This window comes from Stenotrophomonas sp. SAU14A_NAIMI4_5, from assembly GCF_003086795.1.
In the GTDB taxonomy this organism is placed as follows: domain Bacteria; phylum Pseudomonadota; class Gammaproteobacteria; order Xanthomonadales; family Xanthomonadaceae; genus Stenotrophomonas.
On the sequence record NZ_CP026003.1, the window covers coordinates 558,768 to 578,492 of the forward strand.

At 69.2% G+C, this 19,725-nt stretch carries 19 protein-coding genes; 10 read left to right on the top strand and 9 right to left on the bottom strand.

The window, feature by feature from the left end; translation table 11 throughout:
* Nucleotides 1–6 precede the first annotated feature (6 nt).
* The 3 genes from C1925_RS02550 to C1925_RS02560 form a co-directional block, all read right to left on the bottom strand.
* Complete coding sequence (locus C1925_RS02550) at nucleotides 7–849, bottom strand: MnmC family methyltransferase (protein WP_108767561.1); 843 nt, start codon at nucleotides 847–849, stop codon at nucleotides 7–9.
* Between the two features lie 75 nt (nucleotides 850–924).
* On the bottom strand, nucleotides 925–1,248 hold the full coding sequence (locus C1925_RS02555) for a hypothetical protein (RefSeq protein ID WP_108767562.1): 324 nt from the start codon (nucleotides 1,246–1,248) through the stop codon (nucleotides 925–927).
* 66 nt (nucleotides 1,249–1,314) lie between these two features.
* Complete coding sequence (locus C1925_RS02560) at nucleotides 1,315–1,731, bottom strand: hypothetical protein (protein WP_108767563.1); 417 nt, start codon at nucleotides 1,729–1,731, stop codon at nucleotides 1,315–1,317.
* A gap of 88 nt (nucleotides 1,732–1,819) precedes the next feature.
* Between C1925_RS02560 and C1925_RS02565 the strand changes: the two genes are divergently transcribed.
* Nucleotides 1,820–2,095, top strand: a complete 276-nt coding sequence (locus C1925_RS02565) for a hypothetical protein (RefSeq protein WP_108767564.1) — start codon at nucleotides 1,820–1,822, stop codon at nucleotides 2,093–2,095.
* A gap of 37 nt (nucleotides 2,096–2,132) precedes the next feature.
* On the opposite strand, the gene dmeF is transcribed toward C1925_RS02565, so the two are convergent.
* Nucleotides 2,133–3,119 carry a CDF family Co(II)/Ni(II) efflux transporter DmeF gene (gene dmeF / locus C1925_RS02570; RefSeq protein WP_108767565.1) on the bottom strand — a complete coding sequence of 329 codons (987 nt, stop codon included), beginning with the start codon at nucleotides 3,117–3,119 and terminating at the stop codon, nucleotides 2,133–2,135.
* Between the two features lie 50 nt (nucleotides 3,120–3,169).
* Here dmeF and C1925_RS02575 point away from each other — a divergent pair, with 50 nt between their 5' ends.
* Together C1925_RS02575 and C1925_RS02580 are read left to right on the top strand one after the other, a co-directional pair.
* Nucleotides 3,170–3,454, top strand: a complete 285-nt coding sequence (locus C1925_RS02575) for a metal-sensing transcriptional repressor (protein ID WP_079220449.1) — start codon at nucleotides 3,170–3,172, stop codon at nucleotides 3,452–3,454.
* A 140-nt stretch (nucleotides 3,455–3,594) separates the two neighbouring features.
* On the top strand, nucleotides 3,595–4,920 hold the full coding sequence (locus C1925_RS02580) for a GTP-binding protein (protein ID WP_108767566.1): 1,326 nt from the start codon (nucleotides 3,595–3,597) through the stop codon (nucleotides 4,918–4,920).
* A 165-nt stretch (nucleotides 4,921–5,085) separates the two neighbouring features.
* Here C1925_RS02580 and C1925_RS02585 read toward each other — a convergent pair whose 3' ends face one another.
* Nucleotides 5,086–6,729, bottom strand: coding sequence for an ATP-binding cassette domain-containing protein (locus C1925_RS02585; RefSeq protein WP_108767567.1), 1,644 nt, complete (start codon nucleotides 6,727–6,729; stop codon nucleotides 5,086–5,088).
* Between the two features lie 220 nt (nucleotides 6,730–6,949).
* Nucleotides 6,950–7,849, bottom strand: coding sequence for a LysR family transcriptional regulator (locus C1925_RS02590; RefSeq protein WP_108767568.1), 900 nt, complete (start codon nucleotides 7,847–7,849; stop codon nucleotides 6,950–6,952).
* 214 nt (nucleotides 7,850–8,063) lie between these two features.
* On the opposite strand from C1925_RS02590, the gene C1925_RS02595 reads away from it, so the two are divergent.
* Together C1925_RS02595 and C1925_RS02600 are read left to right on the top strand one after the other, a co-directional pair.
* Nucleotides 8,064–9,242 carry a serine hydrolase domain-containing protein gene (locus tag C1925_RS02595; RefSeq protein ID WP_108767569.1) on the top strand — a complete coding sequence of 393 codons (1,179 nt, stop codon included), beginning with the start codon at nucleotides 8,064–8,066 and terminating at the stop codon, nucleotides 9,240–9,242.
* Nucleotides 9,239–10,423: an MFS transporter gene (locus C1925_RS02600; RefSeq protein ID WP_108767570.1), complete on the top strand. Its 1,185-nt coding sequence runs from the start codon at nucleotides 9,239–9,241 to the stop codon at nucleotides 10,421–10,423. The genes C1925_RS02595 and C1925_RS02600 overlap by 4 nt, the downstream gene beginning before the upstream one ends.
* Before the next feature lie 71 nt (nucleotides 10,424–10,494).
* Here C1925_RS02600 and C1925_RS02605 read toward each other — a convergent pair whose 3' ends face one another.
* A complete protein-coding gene (locus tag C1925_RS02605) occupies nucleotides 10,495–12,111 on the bottom strand; it encodes an EAL domain-containing protein (protein ID WP_108767571.1) in 1,617 nt (538 codons plus the stop codon).
* 205 nt (nucleotides 12,112–12,316) lie between these two features.
* On the opposite strand from C1925_RS02605, the gene cycA reads away from it, so the two are divergent.
* Entirely contained in the window at nucleotides 12,317–13,687 is a 1,371-nt protein-coding gene (gene cycA, locus C1925_RS02610; protein ID WP_108767572.1) for a D-serine/D-alanine/glycine transporter, read from the top strand.
* 146 nt (nucleotides 13,688–13,833) lie between these two features.
* Complete coding sequence (locus C1925_RS02615) at nucleotides 13,834–14,598, top strand: lytic transglycosylase domain-containing protein (protein WP_108767573.1); 765 nt, start codon at nucleotides 13,834–13,836, stop codon at nucleotides 14,596–14,598.
* Nucleotides 14,599–14,600: 2 nt separating this feature from the next.
* Here the strand turns inward: C1925_RS02615 and C1925_RS02620 are convergent, their stop codons facing one another.
* Complete coding sequence (locus C1925_RS02620; RefSeq protein WP_159097465.1) at nucleotides 14,601–16,112, bottom strand: hypothetical protein; 1,512 nt, start codon at nucleotides 16,110–16,112, stop codon at nucleotides 14,601–14,603.
* 128 nt (nucleotides 16,113–16,240) lie between these two features.
* Here C1925_RS02620 and C1925_RS02625 point away from each other — a divergent pair, with 128 nt between their 5' ends.
* The gene (locus tag C1925_RS02625) at nucleotides 16,241–18,325 is read left to right on the top strand and encodes an NHL repeat-containing protein (protein WP_108767575.1); all 2,085 of its coding nucleotides are present in this window, start codon (nucleotides 16,241–16,243) and stop codon (nucleotides 18,323–18,325) included.
* On the opposite strand, the gene C1925_RS02630 is transcribed toward C1925_RS02625, so the two are convergent.
* Nucleotides 18,303–18,710, bottom strand: a complete 408-nt coding sequence (locus C1925_RS02630) for a YciI family protein (protein WP_108767576.1) — start codon at nucleotides 18,708–18,710, stop codon at nucleotides 18,303–18,305. The two genes, C1925_RS02625 and C1925_RS02630, sit on opposite strands and share 23 nt — an antisense overlap.
* A 179-nt stretch (nucleotides 18,711–18,889) precedes the next feature.
* Between C1925_RS02630 and C1925_RS02635 the strand changes: the two genes are divergently transcribed.
* Together C1925_RS02635 and C1925_RS02640 are read left to right on the top strand one after the other, a co-directional pair.
* Complete coding sequence (locus tag C1925_RS02635) at nucleotides 18,890–19,303, top strand: YciI family protein (RefSeq protein ID WP_108767577.1); 414 nt, start codon at nucleotides 18,890–18,892, stop codon at nucleotides 19,301–19,303.
* Nucleotides 19,304–19,364: 61 nt separating this feature from the next.
* A partial coding sequence (locus tag C1925_RS02640) for a VOC family protein (protein ID WP_108770593.1) occupies nucleotides 19,365–19,725 on the top strand: 361 nt, incomplete at its 3' end.

Here is a 19,725-nt window from a genome sequence, read left to right on the forward strand (position 1 = left end):
TAAGGATCAGCGCTTGACGGCCAGTACGCCGTCCAGCGCCAGCTCGGCCTTGAAGCCGGCCTTTTCCAGGCGCTTGGCCACTTCGCGCGGCACGTCGCGGCCGCTGGTCAGTTTGTTCGGCGCGCCGGTGTAGTGGAACAGGCGGCCGCCCTTGCGGATGACGCGGGCCAGGTGATCGTAGAACGCCTGCGAATACAGTTCACCAGCGATGCCGAAGCGCGGCGGGTCGTGCAGGATGGCATCGACGCTGTTGCTGGCGACCTGCTCGATCTGCTGCGAGACATCGCCCTGGCCGAAGTGCAGGCGACCACCGGCGGCCGCGGAGTCTGGATCAGGCGACCACGGATTGAGCGTGCGCAGCCACATCACGTCGGCGTTCTTTTCGAACGAACGGATCTGGCCGACGCCGGCTTCCAGCGCGCACGCGGCGAAGTAGCCGAGGCCACCACAGGTATCGAGGATGGACTTGCCAGCCGGGGCGACCAGTTCGACCTTGCGGCGCGCGTCTTCGAACGGCGACAGCTTGGAGGTCGGCAGCATCTTGATGCCGTCGATCTCGAAGGTGGGCGCGCCCCATTCGGTGGGCACCAGCTTGATGAGCGAGCCGCTGAACCGCGAGATCGAGGCGAAGTCCTCGCCGTCCCAGTAGTACAGCGTGCGGTCCTTCAGCTTGCCCGGCCACGGGTAGTGCTGGCCGCGGAAGCTGAAGCCCTCGGCGTCCAGACCGACCGTTTCCTCGCTGCGGCCCAGGTCGAGCGAGCCCTGCCAGTCGGCAGCGCCCTTGTCGTGCGCGCGGCGCAGGGTGTCGGCGCTGTCGCGGGTGAGCAGGGGGCCGGTGTAATGGGGCACGGCGGGTACCGGGGCTGGGCGGGGGAGGGCATGGTACCCGACCGGCCGTGAGCCCTGCAGGGGGGCGGGCCTGCGCTATGGGGTGCTGGTGCAGGCAAAACCGTGGGTGGTGCCCTCACCGGCCAGGAAGCTGACGCCGCTGGAGGGCTCGGCGTCCCGCAGTGTGCAGGCGCGGCGATGCACGGCCTGCGTCGCTGGCGGCTGCCGCGAGTACTCATACAGCATGCTGCCGTCGTCCAGCAGCTGCCAGTGCACCGTGACCCGGGTGCGCTCCCCATCGTCGGTGTCCCAATCGATGGTGCGCAGTACCAGGGTGCGGCCATCGTTGGCCTGGCGTACCTCGTCATAGGCACCGGTGGTGATGACCTGCACCACGGCGAGCAGCAGCGACAAAAGCATGGTGAGGCCCCCAAAGTGGCCAGCCTCGGATGTGCTGCGGCGCTACGCCATCAGGAAAGTTGCAGATCAGTCGCACTTCACCGCATACACCGGCCCGGCGCCGATCAGCAGCAGGGCCATGTAGTCGCTGTCACTGGCCTTTGCCTTCATCGAGGCACCGCGCGTGGTGTGGAACAGGCCGAAGCCCCCGGCGCGGCGGAGGAGCGCGCTGTCGATCTGCTCGGCATCGTCGCGGAAGTAGCGGGCGATGTCGCTGCGGCTGGCCTGGCTGAGGGCGTTGGGTTCGCGCTGCCAGTGGCCGTCGCGCTCGAAGGAGACGAAGTACTGGCCGCCTTCCTTGTCGATGCGGAACTCGGCGGGCTTGCGCGTGCTGGTGGTGAAGCAGCCCTGCAGGGGATCGGAGGAGAACGGCAGCTGGGTGCCGCCGGAACAGGCGGCCAGCAGCAGGAGGACACCGGGCAACAGCGGGCGCAGCGCGTGCATGGGATGTCCCGACGGGGCAGGTGCGGCTAGTGTAGGGCGGGGGCGGGGCCTGCCCGTACCGATAATCGGCAAGAACCAGGGAACTGCGATGGCACAGGGCAAGGCACCGTGGTGCGGGTTGGCGAGCTGGCTGGGACTGCTGGCCGGGTGGGGCGCAGGCTGGCTGGCGGCGCTGGCCTTCGGTGGGAGCGCACCGGCGGCCGGGCTGAGCGTGGGCGTGCTGGCCTCGGCCGTGGTCGGGCTGGGCCTGGCCGTGGCGGCACGGGCACGCGACGAGCGCTACGCGTGGCTGGGCATCGGCGGCGCGGTGCTGAGCGCGCTGCCGTTGAAGCTGTACCTGCTGCGGATGCTGTTGAAGCTCTGAACGGTAGTGCCGGCCGCTGGCCGGCAAACCCGCACCCTCACGCCGTGCGATGGATCTCCAACGTCACATGCACCAGTTCCTCGTGCACGGCCAGCGCCCTGCGCAGCTGGTCGGCATCCAGGTCGGCATCGCTGGTAACCACGCTGGCAGCCACCGCGTACTTGCCGCGGCCCACCTGCCAAACGTGCAGATCGGCCAGGCGCACCGGCCACGGGCCCTGTTCGATCACTTCGCGTACTTCAGCCACCACCGGCGCATCCATCTGCGCATCCAGCAGCACGCGACCGCTGTCGCGCAGCAGGCCGACCGCCCAGACCGTCACCAGCACCGCACCGACCAGGCCCATTACCGGGTCCAGCCAGGCGGCACCCCACAGCTTGCCGCCCAGCAGGGCGACGATGGCCAGCACCGAGGTCGCGGCGTCGGCCAGCACGTGCATGTAGGCCGAGCGCAGGTTGAGGTCATGCCCGTGCGCGTGGCCATGCGCATGCCCATGGGAGTGATCGTGGTCATGGTGATCATGGCCGTGCCCGTGCCCGTGCCCGTGATGAGGGTGGGCGTGGCCCGGGCTGTCGTGCAGCCACCAGGCGCACAGCAGGTTCACGCCCAGGCCGACCACGGCGATGAGGATGGCCTCGTCGTAGTGGATGGGCGCCGGTACCCACAGGCGCTGCAGCGACTGCACGGCCATCAGCGCGGCCACGCCGAGCAGGGCGATGGCACTGGTGTAGCCGGCCAGGATCTCGATCTTCCAGGTGCCGAAGGCAAAGCGCGGATCGTGCGCATAGCGCCGCGCGCAGCGGTAGGCGAACACCGAGAGGCCGAGCGCCAGGGCGTGCGAGCTCATGTGCCAGCCATCGGCCAGCACGGCCATGGAGTTGAACCACCAGCCACCGAAGATCTCGATGAACATCATGCTGACGGTGAGCCACATGGCGCGGCGGGTGTTGCGTTCGGCCAGCGGATTGCCGTCGTCGAACCGGTGGTCGTGGCGGCGGGAGGCGGCGAGGGCGTCCAGGTGCATGGGGGCATTCGTGAGTGGAAGGATACCCCCGTAGGGTATACGATACGGCCATGGCACATGTACACAAGAACCGGAAACAACTGCTGACCCGGGTGCGCCGCATCGGCGGCCAGGTGGCAGCGCTGGAACAGGCACTGGACCGCCCCGAGGGGGCCGCGGGCGACTGCGCGGACGTGCTGGTGCAGGTGGCGGCCGTGCGCGGCGCTGCCCACAGCCTGCTGATGGAGCTGCTGCACGAGCACCTGCAGGAACACGTGGTGGCCGCCGAGGACCCGCAGCAGCGGGCGGCCGAGGCGGAAGTGCTGGTGGAGCTGCTGCGCCGCTACGGCAAATAGCCCGGGCGGGGCAGTCGAGCAAGCTCGACTCTACGCTTCAGCCCGGTAGTGCCGTCCGCTGGCCGGCAACCCCACCGCAGCGTCGTCGTGCCCGTTTAATGTTATATAGTAACATTTCCATCCGCAGCCCTCCGCCCCGCATGAACCCTGTTTCCCGCGCCGACCGCCGCCTGCCGGTCACCGTGCTGTCCGGCTTCCTTGGCGCCGGCAAGACCACCCTGCTCAACCAGATCCTGCGCAACCGCGACGGCCTGCGCGTGGCGGTCATCGTCAACGACATGAGCGAAGTGAACATCGATGCGCAGCTGCTGCGCGACGGGGGCGCCGAGCTGCGCCGTACCGAGGAAACGCTGGTTGAGTTCAGCAATGGCTGCATCTGCTGCACCCTGCGCGACGACCTGCTGCAGGAAGTACGACGCCTGGCCGACGCCGGCCGCTATGACTACCTGCTGATCGAATCGACCGGCATCGGCGAGCCCATGCCGGTGGCCGCCACTTTCGCCGTGCGCGACGAACACGGCTTCAGCCTGAGCGACATCGCGCGGCTGGACACGATGGTGACCGTGGTCGATGGCAGCGCATTCCTGGCCGACTTCGGCTCGACCCTGCGCCTGGCCGAGCGCGGCCAGCAGGCCGGCCCGGACGATGACCGCGGCGTGGTCGACCTGCTGTGCGAGCAGGTGGAGTTTGCCGACGTGATCGTGGTGAGCAAGGTCGAGCAGACCGATGAGGACGTGCTGCAGGACACGCTGGCGGTGCTGCGTGGCCTGAACCGCGATGCCAAGCTGCTGCTGTCGTCGTTTGGCGATGTGCCGCTGCGCGAGCTGCTGGACACCGGTCGCTTCGATTTCGACCGTGCGCAGCAGGCGCCGGGCTGGGTGAAGGAACTGCGTGGCGAGCACACGCCGGAGACCGAGGAATACGGCATCGACAGTTTCGTCTATCGATCGCACCGGCCGTTCCATCCGGGCCGTTTCGCCCGCGCGCTGCAGGAGGGCATGCCCGGGGTGATCCGCAGCAAGGGCTGGTTCTGGCTGGCCAACCGCATGGACTGGGTGGGCGAACTGAGCAGCGTGGGCGCGGCGACGCGCACGCAGGCGGCTGGCTTCTGGTACGCGGCGCGCGAGCGTGTGCGTGCCGGCGATGAGGACACCACGCCGCTGCTGCCGCCGACGCCGCTGCCCTACAGCGACCTGGGCTGGGCGCGGCAGCAGGCGGACTGCTGGAGCGCGCCGTTGCCCGGGGTGGAGGAATTCCCCGATGGGGATGCGCATGCGGCGATGGCGCGTCTGTGGCACCCACTGTGGGGTGACCGTCGGCAGGAGCTGGTGGTGATTGGCGTGCACATGGATGAGCGCGCGGTGCGTGCGACGTTGGATGCGTGCCTGCTCAATGACAGTGAGCTGCGCGCGGGACCGTTGTTGTGGCAGCAGTTGCCGCAGGCGTTCCCGGTGTGGAAGCGCTGAGGGCAGAAGCATCCACGCGTGGCGTGGCTCTACTGGTAGATCCACGCCATGCGTGGATGGCGGGGCACAACCAGACCAGTAGATCCACGCCATGCGTGGATGGCGGGGCACAACCAGACCAGTAGATCCACGCCATGCGTGGATGGCGGGGTCATCGGGCCGGGGTCAGAGCCCTTTTGCTTCGCAAAAGGGATCCGACCCCGGGTCTGCATCGCGCCATTGCCAGCCCTCGGCTCCCACCTGCAGCACCTGCGTCGGCCGCAATGCGCGCAGCAGGTGGGTGTCATGGCTCACCATCACCAGGCCGCCTTCCCATGCACCCAACAGTGACTCCAGCGCCTGCAGCGCGTTCAGGTCCAGTGCGTTGCCGGGCTCGTCCAGCAGCAACAGCTGTGGTGCCGGTTGCGCATAGAGCACGCTGGCCAGCGCGCCCTTCACCCGCTCGCCATCGCTGAGGCTGCTGGCCGGCCGCTGGATGCGCTGTGCGTCCAGCCCGAGCAGGGCAAGCCGCGTGCGCAGCTCGGCGGGGTCGGTCGTGGGATTGGCCGACTGCACCGTATCGAGGATGCTGCGATCGCCAGCCAGTGCCAGCAGCTGCTGGTCCAGCAGGGCGAGCGGTGCATGCCGCTGCACCTCGCCCGCGCGCGCATCCCTCTGGCCCGCCAGCACGCGCAGCAGAGTGGACTTGCCGCTGCCGTTGTCACCGACCACGGCAATGCGCTGGCCACGGCGGATATCCAGCTGCAACGGTGCGCTGCAGCCATGCGGCAACACCAGGTCGTGGGCCTGCAGCAGCCGCGCGCTGCCACGCTCGCCCTCGCTGGCAAACAGTGCAAGTTCGGGGGCTGCCTGCACGGCTGCGGCGGCACTGCGCAGCTGCTGCGCGCTGGCCTGCAGGCGGTCGCCCTGGATCTGCTGCGCACGGCCCTGGGTGGCCTCGGCACGCTGCTTCTGACCGCCCAGCAGGATCGGCGCCTGGTTGGCCTGTTTCGCATCGCGGTTGCCGCGCGCCTGCCGCTGTTGCTGGCGCTCGTGCTGCTCGCGCGCGCTGCGCTGCTGCTGGCGGTGCTGGGCGCGGGCATGGTCGAGCTGGGCGGCCGCAGCTTCGCGCTCGGCAGCGCGTGCATCGGCGTAGTGCTGCCACGGCCCGCCATAGCGATGCAGCCCGTGCGCGTCCAGTTCAACGATCTGCTGCATGTGGGCCAGCAGCTCGCGGTCGTGGCTGATCACCAGCAGCCCGCCCGGCCACTGCTGCAATTGCTGGTACAGCTGCTGGCGGTTGCGTGCATCCAGGTGGTTGCTGGGCTCGTCGAGGATGAGCCAGTCGGCGCCGCTGGCCCATGCGCCGGACAATGCAACGCGCATGGCCTGGCCACCGCTGAGGCGCGCGGCCGGCTGTGTGGGCTGCAGATCCTCGGGCAGGCCGAGGGCACGCCATTGCTGCTGCAGGCGTTCGCGCAGGTCCCAGCGATCACCGATGCAGGCGAAATCGGCTTCGTCGATGCTGCCGGCTTCGATGCGTTCCAGTGCCGCCAGCTCAGCGCCGACGCCGGCCAGTTCGCCCACGGTGCCGCGTGGCGGGTAGCCCGGCGTGGGCAGCAGGAAGACCCGGCCGCTGCCGCGTACCTGGCCGCTGTCGGGCGTCAGTTGCCCGGCCAGCAGGCGCGTGAGCACGCTCTTGCCGGTGCCATTGGCACCGACCAGGCCGGTAGCCACCGGTTCAAAGGAAAACGAGAGTTCGGAAAACAGCGATCGGCCATCGGCCAACCGATAGGACACGCGATCGAGCGCGAGGGAATGCGTGGTCATGCGACCTCCATGGGATGCCTGGTTCTCCCCTGCGCACAGGGGCGGGAAGAGTCGGGCCGTCTAGTGGAAAGACGGCGGCATCACTGGCGCATTGGTCGCGAGCCTCTTGGAGAAATGAGCGGGCAGTATAGCGCGGGTGGCTGAATGGTCGCGGTGGCGACGGTCACGTCATCCACGCATGGCGTGGATCTACTGGGCTACGCGACGGTGTGCGGCCGGGTTACGGGACGGTATCCAGCCGCGCGCCGATGAAATCGATGAACACCCGCAGCTTCGGCAGCACATGGCGGCCGGAGGGCCACAGCAGGTGGAAGGTGCCGCAGGAATGCACGTGCTCGTCCAGCACGGTGACCAGGCGGCCATCGGCGATGGCATCGCGCACGGAGTGCACCGGCACGAAGGCCAGGCCGATATCGCGCAGGGCCAGTTCCACCCGCGCTTCGATGGTGTTGGCGACCATGTGCACGGGCAGTTCCTGCGCGGCCTCTTCATGCGGCCACTGGATCGGCCACGGTTCCAGCTTGCCGCTGCTGGGGAATTTGTAGTGCAGCAGCGTGTGCTGCAACAGGTCGGACGGCGCCTTGGGCACGCCGCGCCGCTGCAGGTAGGCCGGTGAGGCGACGATGCGCCGCGGGAACACGCCCAGGCGCCGGGCGTTCATCCGCGAATCGCTGGGTTCGCCCACGCGCAGCACGGCATCGAAGCCTTCTTCGATGACATCGACCAGGCGGTCGCTGAAATCCAAGTCAAGGCGGATGTCCGGGTAGGCGGCCATGAAATCGGCCAGCAGCGGCAGGGTCAGGTCGCCCACCAGCGGCAGGCTGATGCGCAGGGTGCCGCTGGGTGCGGCGTGCGGCTGGGCCAGTTCGGTGCGCGCGGCATCGCGCTCGGCGAGGATGCGGCGGCAGCGCGCCAGGAACAGCTGACCCTCGGCAGTGAGGGTGATGCTGCGCGTGCTGCGGTGGAACAGGCGCACGCCCAGCGCGTGTTCCAGCCGCGCCACGCACTTGCCGGCAGCCGAGGCGGAGATGCCCTGCAGGCGGCCGGTCTCGACGAAGCTGCGGGTGTCGGCTGCATGCACGAAGGTCTGCAGGTTGGCGAGATTGTCGAGGACGGACATGCGGAAGTGCGGCGGGAAAACCGCAGGGTAGGGCCAGTTGCCGCGGGCGGCCAGCGGGCCGTTGCAACACTGCGGTGCAGGGCCGGTGCGCCGTGGCAGTCCGCGCAGTCCGCCGATTGCGGACCTGGGGGTCCACGAAGCACGGAGCGCTGACCCGCTTTTTGCGGCGGCGCAGGCTGCCTAACGTGGCGACCCTCCCCCAAAGGATTGCCCCATGAACGCTCTTCCTCTCGACGAACCCATGCCCACATTGCCCGGCGTGGCCCACGTGCTGCAGCAGGCCCACCCGCAGCGCCTGGTGGGCGCGGTGGTGCTGGTGCGCGAGCACGGTGTGCTGCGCCACGCCAGCGCCACCGGCCTGGCCGACCGCGAGGCAGCCACGCCGATGCAGCGCGACCAGCTGTTCCGCCTGGCCTCGGTGAGCAAGCCGCTGCTGACCGCTGTGATCCTGCGCCTGGTGGCCGACGGCGTGCTGGACCTCGATGTACCCGTGCAGCGCTGGCTGCCGACCTTCCGCCCGGCATTGGACGATGGCAGCGTGCCGCCGATCAGCCTGCGGCAGCTGCTGAGCCACACCAGCGGTCTCGGCTATCGCTTCCTGGAAGCGGATGCGCAGGGGCCGTATGCGCGTGCGGGTGTAAGCGATGGCATGGATGCGAACCCGCTGAGCCTGCAGGACAACGTGCAGCGCATCGGCCAGGTGCCGCTGCTGTTCGCGCCGGGCAGCCAGTGGCTGTATTCGCTGGGCGTGGATGTGGCCGGTGCCGTGGCCGAAGCCGCGAGCGGGCAGACGCTGCAGCAGTTGTTCGATCGCCTGCTGGCACAGCCGCTGGGCCTGCGCGATACCGGCTTAAGCACCACGCAGGGCGCGCGCCTGGCGACGCCCTATGTGAGCGATGCGCCTGTGCCGCACCGGCTGCAGGAAGGCGAAGTCGTCGCGCCCTTCGACGGCACGGTGGGCATCGAATACAGCCTGGCGCGCGCCACCGACCCCAGTCGCTATGCCTCGGCCGGTGCCGGGCTGATCGGCAGCGCCGATGAGGTGATGACCGTGCTCGAAGCGCTGCGCGATGTGCAGGCCTCTGCGTTGCTGCCGCCGGAGCTGGCTGCAGAGATGGGGGCTTTGCAGGCGGGCGAAGACGGACCGCCCGATCCGCCGGGCTGGGGCTTCGGCCTGGGCTTTGCGGTGCTGCGTGATGCGGCCGCTTCGGGCACGCCGCAGGGCGTGGGCACGTGGCGCTGGGGCGGTGCCTATGGCCACAGCTGGTTTGTCGATCCCGCGCGTGGCCTCAGCGTGGTGGCCCTCACCAACACGCTGTACGAAGGCATGCACGGGGCCTTCGTCGATGAGTTGCGCGATGCGGTGTACCGCGATCTGGAGGCGGTGCGATGAGCGGGCATGCCGTCGATGCATCGTCGCCTGCGGGCGAGGCCACGCGTCTGCCATGGAATGGCCTGCTGGCACTGGCCGGTGCCAGCTTCATCACCCTGCTGACCGAAACCCTGCCGGCCGGCGTGCTGCGGCCGATGGGGCAGAGCCTGGGCGTGAGCGATGCGGCAGTGGGGCAGTTGGTGAGCGTGTATGCACTGGGCTCGGTGCTGGCGGCGTTGCCGATGACCGCGCTGACCCAGCGGCTGCCGCGTCGGCCTTTGCTGCTGGCGGCGATTGCTGGCTTCGTGGTGGTCAATGCGCTGACCGCGTTGACCAGCAACTACACACTGCTGCTGGTGGTGCGGTTCCTGGCCGGCGTGGGTGCCGGCCTGCTGTGGTCGCTGGTGGCCGGCTATGCCGCGCGCCTGGTGGTGCCCGAACTGCAGGGGCGGGCGATCGCGGTGGCGATGGTCGGTTCACCGTTGGCGCTGTCGCTGGGTGTGCCGGCGGGCACGCTGCTGGGCCAGCAGATCGGCTGGCGCTGGGCCTTCGGGCTGATGGCCCTGCTGGCGGTGCTGCTGCTGGGCTGGGTGCGCTGGGCGGTGCCTGCGCTGCCGGCGGCCGGTGGCCGCCAGCGCACGCCGCTGGGCCGCGTCTGGCGGCTGCCCGGGGTACGCAGCACGCTGCTGGTGATGGCGCTGTACGTGCTGGCGCACAACGTGCTCTACACCTACATCGAGCCGCTGGCGATCCTGGCCAACGCGCAGCATTGGCTGGACCGCGTGCTGCTGGCGTTTGGCGTGGCGGCCGTCGCCGGCATCGGCATTGCCGGCTGGGGCGTGGATCGCCATCTGCGCGCGCTGGTGTGGGCGGCCGTGGCCGGCTTCGTGCTGGCGGTGCTGGCCCTGCTGCTGTGGCCGGGCGTGCCGCAGGTGCTGCTGCTGGCCAGCGTGCTGTGGGGCGTAGCGTTTGGCGCGGTGCCGACGCTGTTCCAGACCGCGGTGGCGCGGCGTGCGGGCGCGGCGGCGGACCTGGCGCAGTCGATGCTGGTGACCGGCTGGAACCTGGCGATTGCCGCCGGTGGCATGGCCGGCGGCGTGGTGCTGCAGTCGGTGGGGGCCGGGCAGCTGGCGTGGTTGCCGTTGCTGCTGCTGGCGGTGTGTGCGGCGTGGTTGTGGGCGCGGCCGAAGGCCTGGGGGTAGCGGCTGTTGCATGGGAATGCCGGCCAGCGGCTGGCACTACCAGGGCTGCGTCATCCACGCATGGCGTGGATCTACTCCGCGGCGGCCCGCTCGATCGGCACGCTGCGCGGGTTCTGCATGTCCTCCCGCGCGGTGCCGTAGCGCTGCTGGCGCTGGTGGTGGAAGGCGATGAACGCATCGCGCGGCAGCGGCCGCGAGAACAGCCAGCCCTGGCCGAACTGCACCTGCTGGCTGTGCAGGTAGGCCAGCTGCGGTTCGGTCTCCACGCCCTCGGCCACCACCCACAGGCCCAGCTCCTTGGCCATGTCGATGATGTGCGGGGTAACCGGGCTGGTCGCGCTCTCGGTGCCGATGGCATCGACGAACGACTTGTCGATCTTCAGCGCGTCCAGCGGCAGCTGCTCCAGGTACTGCAGGCTGGAATAGCCCACGCCGAAATCGTCGATGGCGATGCTGTGGCCGGCACGGCGTGCGGCGGCCAGCATGGTGCGGGCGCGGTCGGCATCGAGGAAACCGCGCTCGGTGGCTTCCAGCCAGATCTGCTGCGGCAGGATGCCGCTGCCGGCCATGCGCTGGGTGATCGACTTCAACGCGCGACCGCTGATGATGTCCTCGGCCGCAAGGTTGATGGCGATGTGCGCGCTGCGGTCATGCACCAGCAGTTCGCGCATGTCCGACACCACGTTCTCGATCACCAGGTCGGTGAGTGCGGCGATCAGGCCGTGCTCCTCGGCCAGCGGCACGAAGATGTCCGGGCGCACCTGGGTGCCATCCGGACGCTGCCAGCGCACCAGCGCCTCGGCACCGACGCAGATGCCGGTCTCCAGTTCGATGATGGGCTGGTAGTGCAGGTACAGCTCGCGGCGGCGGATGGCGATGGACAGTTCGCCGCGCAGCGACAGGCGACGGCGCGACAGCCAGATCACCACGCCGGCGCCGGCAGCGGCCAGCAGCAGGCCCACCGGCACGAACAGCCAGGCCTGCTGGCGGAAGGTGGCGGCCAGGGCGGTACGCGGGCCGGTGGCAATGGCCAGCCACTCGTTGTTGCGGGCCGTGGCGTACAGGGTGTCGTCGTCCAGGCCCTCGCCGGGCTGGCGCAGCTGCTGCAGCAGCAGGTCCGGGTTGATGCCGTCCTGCTTGGACAGCAGGCGGCCGTCGGGGCTGGCCAGGGCCAGGCGCACCTGTGGATCGGCGATGACATCGACGAAGCGGCGCGGATCGACCAGGGTGTCGTAGGAGCCGTAGAGAATGGACAGCACCTTGCGCTGCTCGGTGGCCTGCGGGCGCACGTCCACCTTGATGCCCGCGCCATCGCTGGTGACGTGGTCGGGCGTGGGCGTGTCGACGTCGCCCTCGAACATGCCCCAGGAGGTGCAGCGCAGCTTGCCCGCCTCGAAGTAGCCCATCTGGTCGACCGAGGGCGTGGTCATCACCAGCGTCTGCATGCGCCGCACGTGCTCGGGGCTGCAGGGCGGCAGGCGCGAGGCTTCGGCGGCCTTCAGCACGGCCAGCGATTCCTGGTAGGAGACGTCAGCGCGGCGCAGGGCACGCTCGGCGATCTCGTGCAGGCGCTCCTGTTCCAGGCCGACCGCGCTGTTCCAGGTGGCGTAGACCATCGCGGTGATCGGCACGACGGCCGCCAGGATCGCCAGCAGGGTCGCGGCGATGATGACGCCCAGGCGGCTCATGGCAGGTTTTCCAGGGGGCGGGGCAGGGCGCTGCGCATGGCGGGCCAGTCCTTGGTCGGATGCGCTATCTGAGCATGTTGCGGCCCCGGGGGGAAATGGTTGGGACGCGTGCGCCTCCAATTTGACGCTTTCAGCCCTTCCAGCGCTGGCGCTCGGCGCCGCAGAGGACTACCGTCGGAGGCTTCACCCGCCCCTTCCCGCGCCCATGACCGAGCCCGCCACGCCCCCCGAACACCTGCGCCGCAGCCTGTCCAACCGCCACCTGCAACTGATCGCCATCGGCGGTGCCATCGGTACCGGCCTGTTCATGGGATCGGGCAAGACCATCAGCCTGGCCGGTCCGTCCATCCTGTTCGTCTACCTCATCATCGGCGCGATGCTGTTCTTCGTGATGCGCGCGATGGGCGAGCTGCTGCTGTCCAACCTGCAGTACAAGTCCTTCATCGACTTCTCCACCGACCTGCTCGGCCCCTGGGCCGGGTTCTTCTGCGGGTGGACGTACTGGTTCTGCTGGATCGTCACCGCCATCGCCGATGTCATCGCCATCGCCGCCTACGCGCAGTTCTGGTTCCCCGAACTGCAGGCGTGGATACCGGCACTGCTGTGCGTGATGCTGCTGCTGGGTCTGAACCTGGTGACGGTGAAGCTGTTCGGCGAGATGGAGTTCTGGTTCGCGCTGATCAAGATCGTGGCCATCTGCGCGCTGATCATCACCGGTGCCGGCCTGGTGGCCTGGGGCTTCACCTCGCCCAGCGGCCATACCGCCTCGCTGTCCAACCTGTGGAATGACGGCGGCATGTTCCCGATGGGCCTGGTCGGCTTCTTCGCCGGCTTCCAGATCGCGGTGTTCGCCTTCGTCGGCATCGAGCTGGTGGGCACCACCGCCGCCGAAACCGCCGACCCGGAGCGCAACCTGCCCAAGGCGATCAACTCTATCCCGGTGCGCATCATCATCTTCTACGTGCTGGCCCTGGTCGCGATCATGGCGGTGACGCCGTGGCGCCAGGTGGTGCCGGACAAGAGCCCGTTCGTGCAGCTGTTCGTGCTGGCCGGAATCCCCGCCGCGGCCAGTCTGATCAACTTCGTGGTGCTGACCTCGGCCACGTCGTCGGCCAACAGCGGCATCTTCTCCACCAGCCGCATGCTGTACGGCCTGGCCGAAGAGGGCCACGCCCCGCGCGGTCTGTCGCGCCTGTCACGCGCGGCGGTGCCGGCCCGCGGCCTGCTGTTCTCGTGCCTGTGCCTGCTGGGTGGCACCCTGCTGATCTACCTGATCCCGAACCTGGTGACCGCCTTCACCCTGGTGACGACGCTGGCGACGGTGCTCTTCATCTTCGTCTGGTCGCTGATCCTGGTGGCCTACATGGTCTACCGCCGCCGCTACCCGGAGCGCCACGCCGCCTCGATCTTCAAGATGCCCGGTGGCGTTGCCATGTGCTGGGCCTGCCTGGTGTTCTTCGCCGGCGTGCTGGTACTGCTGAGCCTGCAGGCCGACACCCGCCAGGCGCTGGTAGCCAGCCCGGTGTGGTTCGTGCTGCTGGGCGCGGGGTACTGGCTGCGGAGCAGGAATGGGTAGAGTCGACCGTTGGTCGACTACCGCGCGCAGCGCGATGTTTTTCGCATTCTGAACGGGGGAGCAGTCGACCAACGGTCGACTCTACCGTGTCGCCTCCCACCCCATTCACCCGGAATTAGCGGGCGCAGCCGGATCATCCGGCCGCCATGACCCTCCGCCTCGCCCTCGTTGCGCTGTTGCTGCTGCCGGGCCTGGCCAGCGCCCGCACGGTCTACCGCTGCGTGCAGGGCAACACGGTCAGCCTCGCCACCGCACCAGAGCCCGGCTCGCGCTGTACGCCGAAGGAGATCGACGACAACGCCATCCAGGCCCCCAACCTGTGGGGCAACATGGGCGTGTTCAGCGGCGTGCTGTACGAACGCGAGCAGGACGGGAAGCTGGTCTACTCCACCCGCAACCTGCCGGGCTCACGGGTGTTCCTGAAGTTCACCGTCGCCACCCCGCCCGGTGAGCCCGCCCACGAGGGCCTGGGCAAGGTCGGAAAGCCGCAGCTGGCCCAGCACGCCAGGCAGTTCAAGGCAGCCGCCAAGGCCACCGGCGTCGACGACGCTTGGCTGCGCGCGATCGCCCACGCCGAAAGCAACTTCGATGCGCTGGCCGTCTCCAGCAAGGGCGCGCAGGGCGTGATGCAGCTGATGCCCGAGACCGCGCTGGAATACGGCGTGCGTGATCCGTTCTCGCCACAGCAGTCCATCGACGGCGGGGCGCGCTACATGCGTGCGCTGCTGCGCCGCTACAACGGCGACCGCGCGCTGTCAGCGGCCGCCTACAACGCCGGCATCGGCGCGGTCACCCGCTACAAGGGCGTGCCGCCGTATGCCGAAACCCTGGCCTACGTGGACAAGGTGATGGCGCTGTACACGCGCTATCGCGAGGCGATGGGCATCCGCAGCGAAGTACCGGCGAAGTAGGCTCAGCGGATGCGATCGCTGGCGAACAGGTCATAGCGATCAATGCGCCCCACCTCGGCGAGGGCGGCCTGCACTTCGGGCCGGGCCACCAGTTCGCGCCAGCGCGCCTGCAGGGCAGCGTCGGCGGGCAGCGTCGGCGCGTTGCGCATCTCCTGCAACGCCAGCAACGCGCTGCTGCGCAGCTTCACCGATTCCAGCTGCACGATCAGCATGACCGTCGCTTCGTTCATCCGTCCTGCCGCCAGTGGCAGTTGGTAGAGCAGGTCGGCGGCCGCCGGTCCCTGCTCGGACACGCCGCGTGCGGCGTCAGCGGCTGCGGTCTTGTCGCCCCTCTGCTGCGCGGCGATGAAGCGGATGTAATGCCGTTGGGCGGTGGCGTAGCCAGTCAGCGGCGCGGTTGTGGCCACGGCGGCCTGTGCCTCCTCGTAGCGGCCGAGTGCTGTAAGCAGCAGACCGAGATTCAGCTGCTGCACCGAGGCATGGGGCGTGCCTTCGGTCATCCGTACGGCAATGCGCAGGGTATCCACTGCGGCATCGGGCTGGCCCAGCCGGTGCTGGGCGGTGGCGCGGCTGGCCAGCAGCGCCGGCCCCCACTTCAGCTGCGGGCCGACGAAGTGCAGGCCTTCGGCAACGGCCTTGGCGGTGTCATCGGTGATGGCCATTACCTGCGCGTTGTCGCCCAGCATCAGCGCGGCAGCGGCGAGGCGGGCGAGGCTCGCATCCACGTCCTGGTTGAGCGAGGCGCGCACGCGCTGCGCATCGAGCTGGCGCTGTGCGGCCATGCGCGGGTTGAAACGCGGATCGGCACGATCGATGTAGGCATCGAAGCGCTTGTCGCTGCGTAGCTGGATCAGTTCCATCGGGCCATCAATGCGCGCAATCGTCGCGCGCACTGCATCGCCGTTGCCGGCGTCGTGCTGCAGTCCCGCCAGGATCAGCCACAGGTCGGACGGTTCGTCGCCATCGCTCAGCCAGTGGTTGTCGAACAGGGCCTGCAGCAGCTCGCGACGTTCCGTAGGTGCCTGGATGAGGCCGCGTTGCATCTGGTCGACATGATCCAGCGGAATCCGCAGCGGTCCCACCGCATGGCCGATGGCCCGCACCATGAGCATGGCGGCTGGCTTTGCGTGGCCCTGTGCGCTTTCGATCGAGCTCAGGGTGAACAGCGGCAGCACGGCATCCGGGGCCAGGGCGATGGCCCGCTGCGCGCGCTCGGTGGCCAGCGGGTACTGGCGCAGGGCACCGGCGGCATACGCGGCGGCGCTCAGCGCCTGTACCCGCACATCGACTGGCGCCGAGTCCAGGCGTGGGTCCGCGAGCAGGGTATCCAGGGCCAGCGACGCCTCCAGGACACGGCCATCGTCCATCAGCCGCTCAGCGTGCGCAGCCTGGGCCTCGATGGAGGTCCCGGTGTCTGCTGCGGGAAGCGGGGCTGCGCTCCCGCGTGCCCACGAGGTGGCCGCCGGGGCCAGCAGTACAGCGGCGAACAGCACAGCGAGCGCAGGACGGGACATGCAGGCCACCTTCCATGGAGTGCGCCGATTGAAGCCCGATTGCAGCAGCGTTACAAGTGCCGCGCTCGACGCCGTTGCAGCCAGCGTCTATCGTCGTGGCCTCTTTCAGGGCAGGGCGAACGCGAGCGATGGCACGGCGGCAATGGATGGCGGTAGGGGTAGTGGTGGTGGCAACGGCAACCGCGCTTGCGGCCACCTGGTGGGAACGCCCCGCGCAGGCACCGGATGCATCCGTTGGCCCGCAGCCCACGCCGCTGGCCTGGACCGCGCAGATCGAGCCGCTGGCCGGTGATGGCCACCCCGGCGACCGCGACGGCGCCTCGGCCCAGGCGCGCTTCGCCGAACCCTATGCGCTGCTGCGCACCGCCGATGGCAGCGTGTATTTCACCGATGCCGGCGACAACAACCGCATCCGCCGCCGCCTTCCCGATGGACGCGTTGAAACGGTGGCCGGGCAGGGCGAAGGCCTGGCCGATGGGCCGGGCCCGCAGGCGCGCTTCAATACGCCGTCGGGCATCGCCGCCGACGCGCACGGCAACCTGTACGTGGCCGACACCGGCAACCATGCGATCCGCCGCATCGACACCGATGGCCAGGTGACCACCGTGGCCGGCGGCACGCAGGGCTTTGCCGATGGCCCGGCCGCGCAGGCGCGCTTCGATGGCCCGATGGGCATTGCCGTGGACGCGCAGGGCCAGGTGTTCGTGGCTGATACCTGGAACGACCGCATCCGGGTGATCGGTACCGATGGCAACGTGCGCACCCTGGCCGGTGGCGATCGCCCCGGCTTCGCCGATGCGGTGGGTGGCGAGGCCCGCTTCGATACACCGGTGGCACTGGCCTTCGATGCGCACGGTGCGCTGCTGGTGGCCGACTTCTTCAACAACGCGGTGCGCCGCGTCGGTGCCGATGGCACGGTGAGCACCGTGGTCGGCAACGATGGCGTCATCAATGGGCCGCTGTCGCTGGCCACGACCCACGACGGCGTGCTGTACGTGGGCGACTTCGGCGGGCGCATCGTGCAGGTAACCCCGCAGGGCCACCAGATCGCGCTGCTCGGCAATGACCGGTTGCCGCGCCTGGCCCGCCCCAGCGGCTTGGCCGTGGAGGATGACGGCAGCCTGCTGGTGGCCGACGCCGCCGGTTACCGCGTGCACCGCGTGCGGCCGCTGGCGGTGGGCGCGCTGCCGGCACCGGCGCTGGTCGGGCCCGCCGCGGACGCCGCGCTGCCCGATACCGGCGGGCGCTGGCCGCTGGCCCCGCAGCAGGGTTGGCATGAAGTGGTCGGCACGCTGGGCGAAGTGCGCGGCACCTTTACCGGCGAGAGTCGCCACCACCTGCACGCCGGCTTCGATGTGCGCGGCGACGTGGGGCAGACCGTGCTGGCCATCGCCGACGGCAAGATCAGCAGCCCGATTGCGGCCTGGAGTCTGGGCGGCCAGGCCGAAGGGCTGGCCGTGGGGCGCCTGAACTACATCCACATGCGGGTGGGCCGCACCCCGGCCGGTGAGCCGTTCGATGCGCGCTGGCAGCCGCTGTACGGCGAGGACGGCAAGCTGGAGCGCATCCGCGTGCGGCGCGGCACGCGCATCCACGTTGGCGACCGTCTGGGCAGCATCAACAGCCAGGCGCACGTGCACTTGCAGGTGGGCACCAGCGGTTTCGAGACCAATGCGGTGGCACTGGGCTTCACCGGCTACGCCGACCACTTCGCGCCGCGCATCACAGATGTCGGCCTGCTGGATGACAACGACCAGCCGCTGTCCGCAGGCAGCGATGGCGTGGTGATGCTGGCCCGGCAGGGGCGTGGCGTGCAGATCGTGGTGGAGGCGTGGGACCAGGTGGACAACAACCTGCCGCGCCGCCGGTTGGGGCCCTACCAGGTGGGTTACCAGATCCTCGACGCGGCCGGGCAGCCGCTGCAGGGTTACGAACAGCCACGCTGGAACATCGTGTTCAACCGCATGCCGCCGCAGAAGCAGGCAGTGAAGGTGGCCTATGCGCCGGACAGCGGCATCACCGTACATGGCAGTGCGGTGACCCGCTTCCGCTACCTGGCGACCAACACCGTGCGCGATGGCCTGATGGAAACCGGGCGCTGGCAGCCGGCGGCGCTGCCGCCGGGCGAGTACATCATCCGCGGCAGTGCACGCGATTACAGCGGCAATGAAGGCATCGGCAAGCGCGAGATCAGGGTACGGCTGCTGCCATAGCCGCGGCCGGCGCACCGCAGCGCACGCGCTCGGCGTCCATGTCTTCCAGCGGCCGCACTTCGATGCTGCCAAAGCGCGCCCAGGGGAATTCGCGGGCGATGCGCATGGCTTCGTCGCGGTCGCGTGCGCGGATGAGGTTGAAGCCGGCCAGCAGTTCGCGGGTTTCAGCGAAGGGGCCATCAAGCACGCGGCTGTGGCCATCGCGCACGCGCAGGGTCTGCGCGGTGTCGACCGGCTGCAGTTTTTGTGCGGCCAGCAGGGTGCCTTCGGCCTGCAGTTGATCGGCGTGGGCGAGGCAGTCGCGCATCAGTGCATTGAACGCGTCGCTGGGCAGGGCCTGCAGCAGGGCGGGTTCGATGTAGATGAGGAGCAGGTACTGCTGCATGGCACGGTCCTGGCGGGGGCGGGGTTCCATGATGGCGCAGGTTTGCGTGGTGGCATGTTGCAGCGCGAAAGGCCGCCTGCGGCGCAGGAAAAAAAATTCCACCAGACCTGTCGATTCCCGTCCCCCCGGTTCGTCGTACCCATGAAGGGCACGCAAACCGCCGCCCACGGGAGACCGACATGAAAGTCATGGTGATCGTCAAAGCCAACGCCGATTCCGAAGCCGGGCGCCTGCCCAGCGAAGCGGAACTGGCCGAAATGGGAGCCTACAACGAACAACTCGTCGCCGCCGGCATCATGCTCGCCGGTGAGGGCCTGCACGCCACTGCCCGTGGCCGCCGCATTCATTTTGGCGCCGCCGCGCCGCAGGTGCAGGCCGGACCGTTCGGCCCGCCCAGCGAGCAGATCGCCGGGTTCTGGCTGTGGAACGTGCGCTCGCTGGACGAGGCCATCGAATGGGCCAGCCGTGCCCCGTTCGGCGCTGGCGGCACCCTCGAGCTGCGTCCGCTGATCACCGCCGAGGATTTCGGCGAAGCCTTCACCCCCGAATTACAGCAGCAGGAACAGCGTCTGCGGGAACAGCTGGAAAACTGATCGATCTTCCCTGTCACATCCGCCGGTACGCCCCGGCACCACCACCCAACGGAGCATTGCCATGAAACTGATTCCCTTCCTTGGCTTCAGCGGCCAGGCCCACGATGCGATGGCCTTCTATGCCAAGGCCCTCGGTGGCCAGGTCACCTCGGAGATGAAGTACCGCGACATGCCGCCGTCCGATGGTTCGCCGGGCTGCAACGAGATGCCTGCCGAAACCCTCGACCACGTGGCGCACAGCCAGCTGGAGATCGAGGGCGCGATCCTGATGGCCGCCGATGGCCCGGGCGGCGGCGAGGGCGGTTCGACCACCATCAATGTCGACGTCGACAGCATCGAGGAAGCCGAGCGCGTGTTCGCCGCGCTGGCCGAAGGCGGCCAGGTGCAGATGCCGATCGCCGAGACGTTCTGGGCGCATCGCT

What these genes read in the sequence shown, in the direction of transcription:
- C1925_RS02630 (WP_108767576.1), bottom strand. Translation starts at nt 18,710, where the DNA reads ATGCAGCAGTACCTGCTCCTCATCTACATCGAACCCGCCCTGCTGCAG.
- C1925_RS02555 (WP_108767562.1), bottom strand. Translation starts at nt 1,248, where the DNA reads ATGCTTTTGTCGCTGCTGCTCGCCGTGGTGCAGGTCATCACCACCGGT.
- C1925_RS02560 (WP_108767563.1), bottom strand. Translation starts at nt 1,731, where the DNA reads ATGCACGCGCTGCGCCCGCTGTTGCCCGGTGTCCTCCTGCTGCTGGCC.
- C1925_RS02625 (WP_108767575.1), top strand. Translation starts at nt 16,241, where the DNA reads ATGGCACGGCGGCAATGGATGGCGGTAGGGGTAGTGGTGGTGGCAACG.
- C1925_RS02605 (WP_108767571.1), bottom strand. Translation starts at nt 12,111, where the DNA reads ATGAGCCGCCTGGGCGTCATCATCGCCGCGACCCTGCTGGCGATCCTG.
- C1925_RS02585 (WP_108767567.1), bottom strand. Translation starts at nt 6,729, where the DNA reads ATGACCACGCATTCCCTCGCGCTCGATCGCGTGTCCTATCGGTTGGCC.
- C1925_RS02575 (WP_079220449.1), top strand. Translation starts at nt 3,170, where the DNA reads ATGGCACATGTACACAAGAACCGGAAACAACTGCTGACCCGGGTGCGC.
- C1925_RS02615 (WP_108767573.1), top strand. Translation starts at nt 13,834, where the DNA reads ATGACCCTCCGCCTCGCCCTCGTTGCGCTGTTGCTGCTGCCGGGCCTG.
- C1925_RS02595 (WP_108767569.1), top strand. Translation starts at nt 8,064, where the DNA reads ATGAACGCTCTTCCTCTCGACGAACCCATGCCCACATTGCCCGGCGTG.
- cycA (WP_108767572.1), top strand. Translation starts at nt 12,317, where the DNA reads ATGACCGAGCCCGCCACGCCCCCCGAACACCTGCGCCGCAGCCTGTCC.
- C1925_RS02580 (WP_108767566.1), top strand. Translation starts at nt 3,595, where the DNA reads ATGAACCCTGTTTCCCGCGCCGACCGCCGCCTGCCGGTCACCGTGCTG.
- C1925_RS02620 (WP_159097465.1), bottom strand. Translation starts at nt 16,112, where the DNA reads ATGTCCCGTCCTGCGCTCGCTGTGCTGTTCGCCGCTGTACTGCTGGCC.
- C1925_RS02635 (WP_108767577.1), top strand. Translation starts at nt 18,890, where the DNA reads ATGAAAGTCATGGTGATCGTCAAAGCCAACGCCGATTCCGAAGCCGGG.
- C1925_RS02590 (WP_108767568.1), bottom strand. Translation starts at nt 7,849, where the DNA reads ATGTCCGTCCTCGACAATCTCGCCAACCTGCAGACCTTCGTGCATGCA.
- dmeF (WP_108767565.1), bottom strand. Translation starts at nt 3,119, where the DNA reads ATGCACCTGGACGCCCTCGCCGCCTCCCGCCGCCACGACCACCGGTTC.
- C1925_RS02565 (WP_108767564.1), top strand. Translation starts at nt 1,820, where the DNA reads ATGGCACAGGGCAAGGCACCGTGGTGCGGGTTGGCGAGCTGGCTGGGA.
- C1925_RS02600 (WP_108767570.1), top strand. Translation starts at nt 9,239, where the DNA reads ATGAGCGGGCATGCCGTCGATGCATCGTCGCCTGCGGGCGAGGCCACG.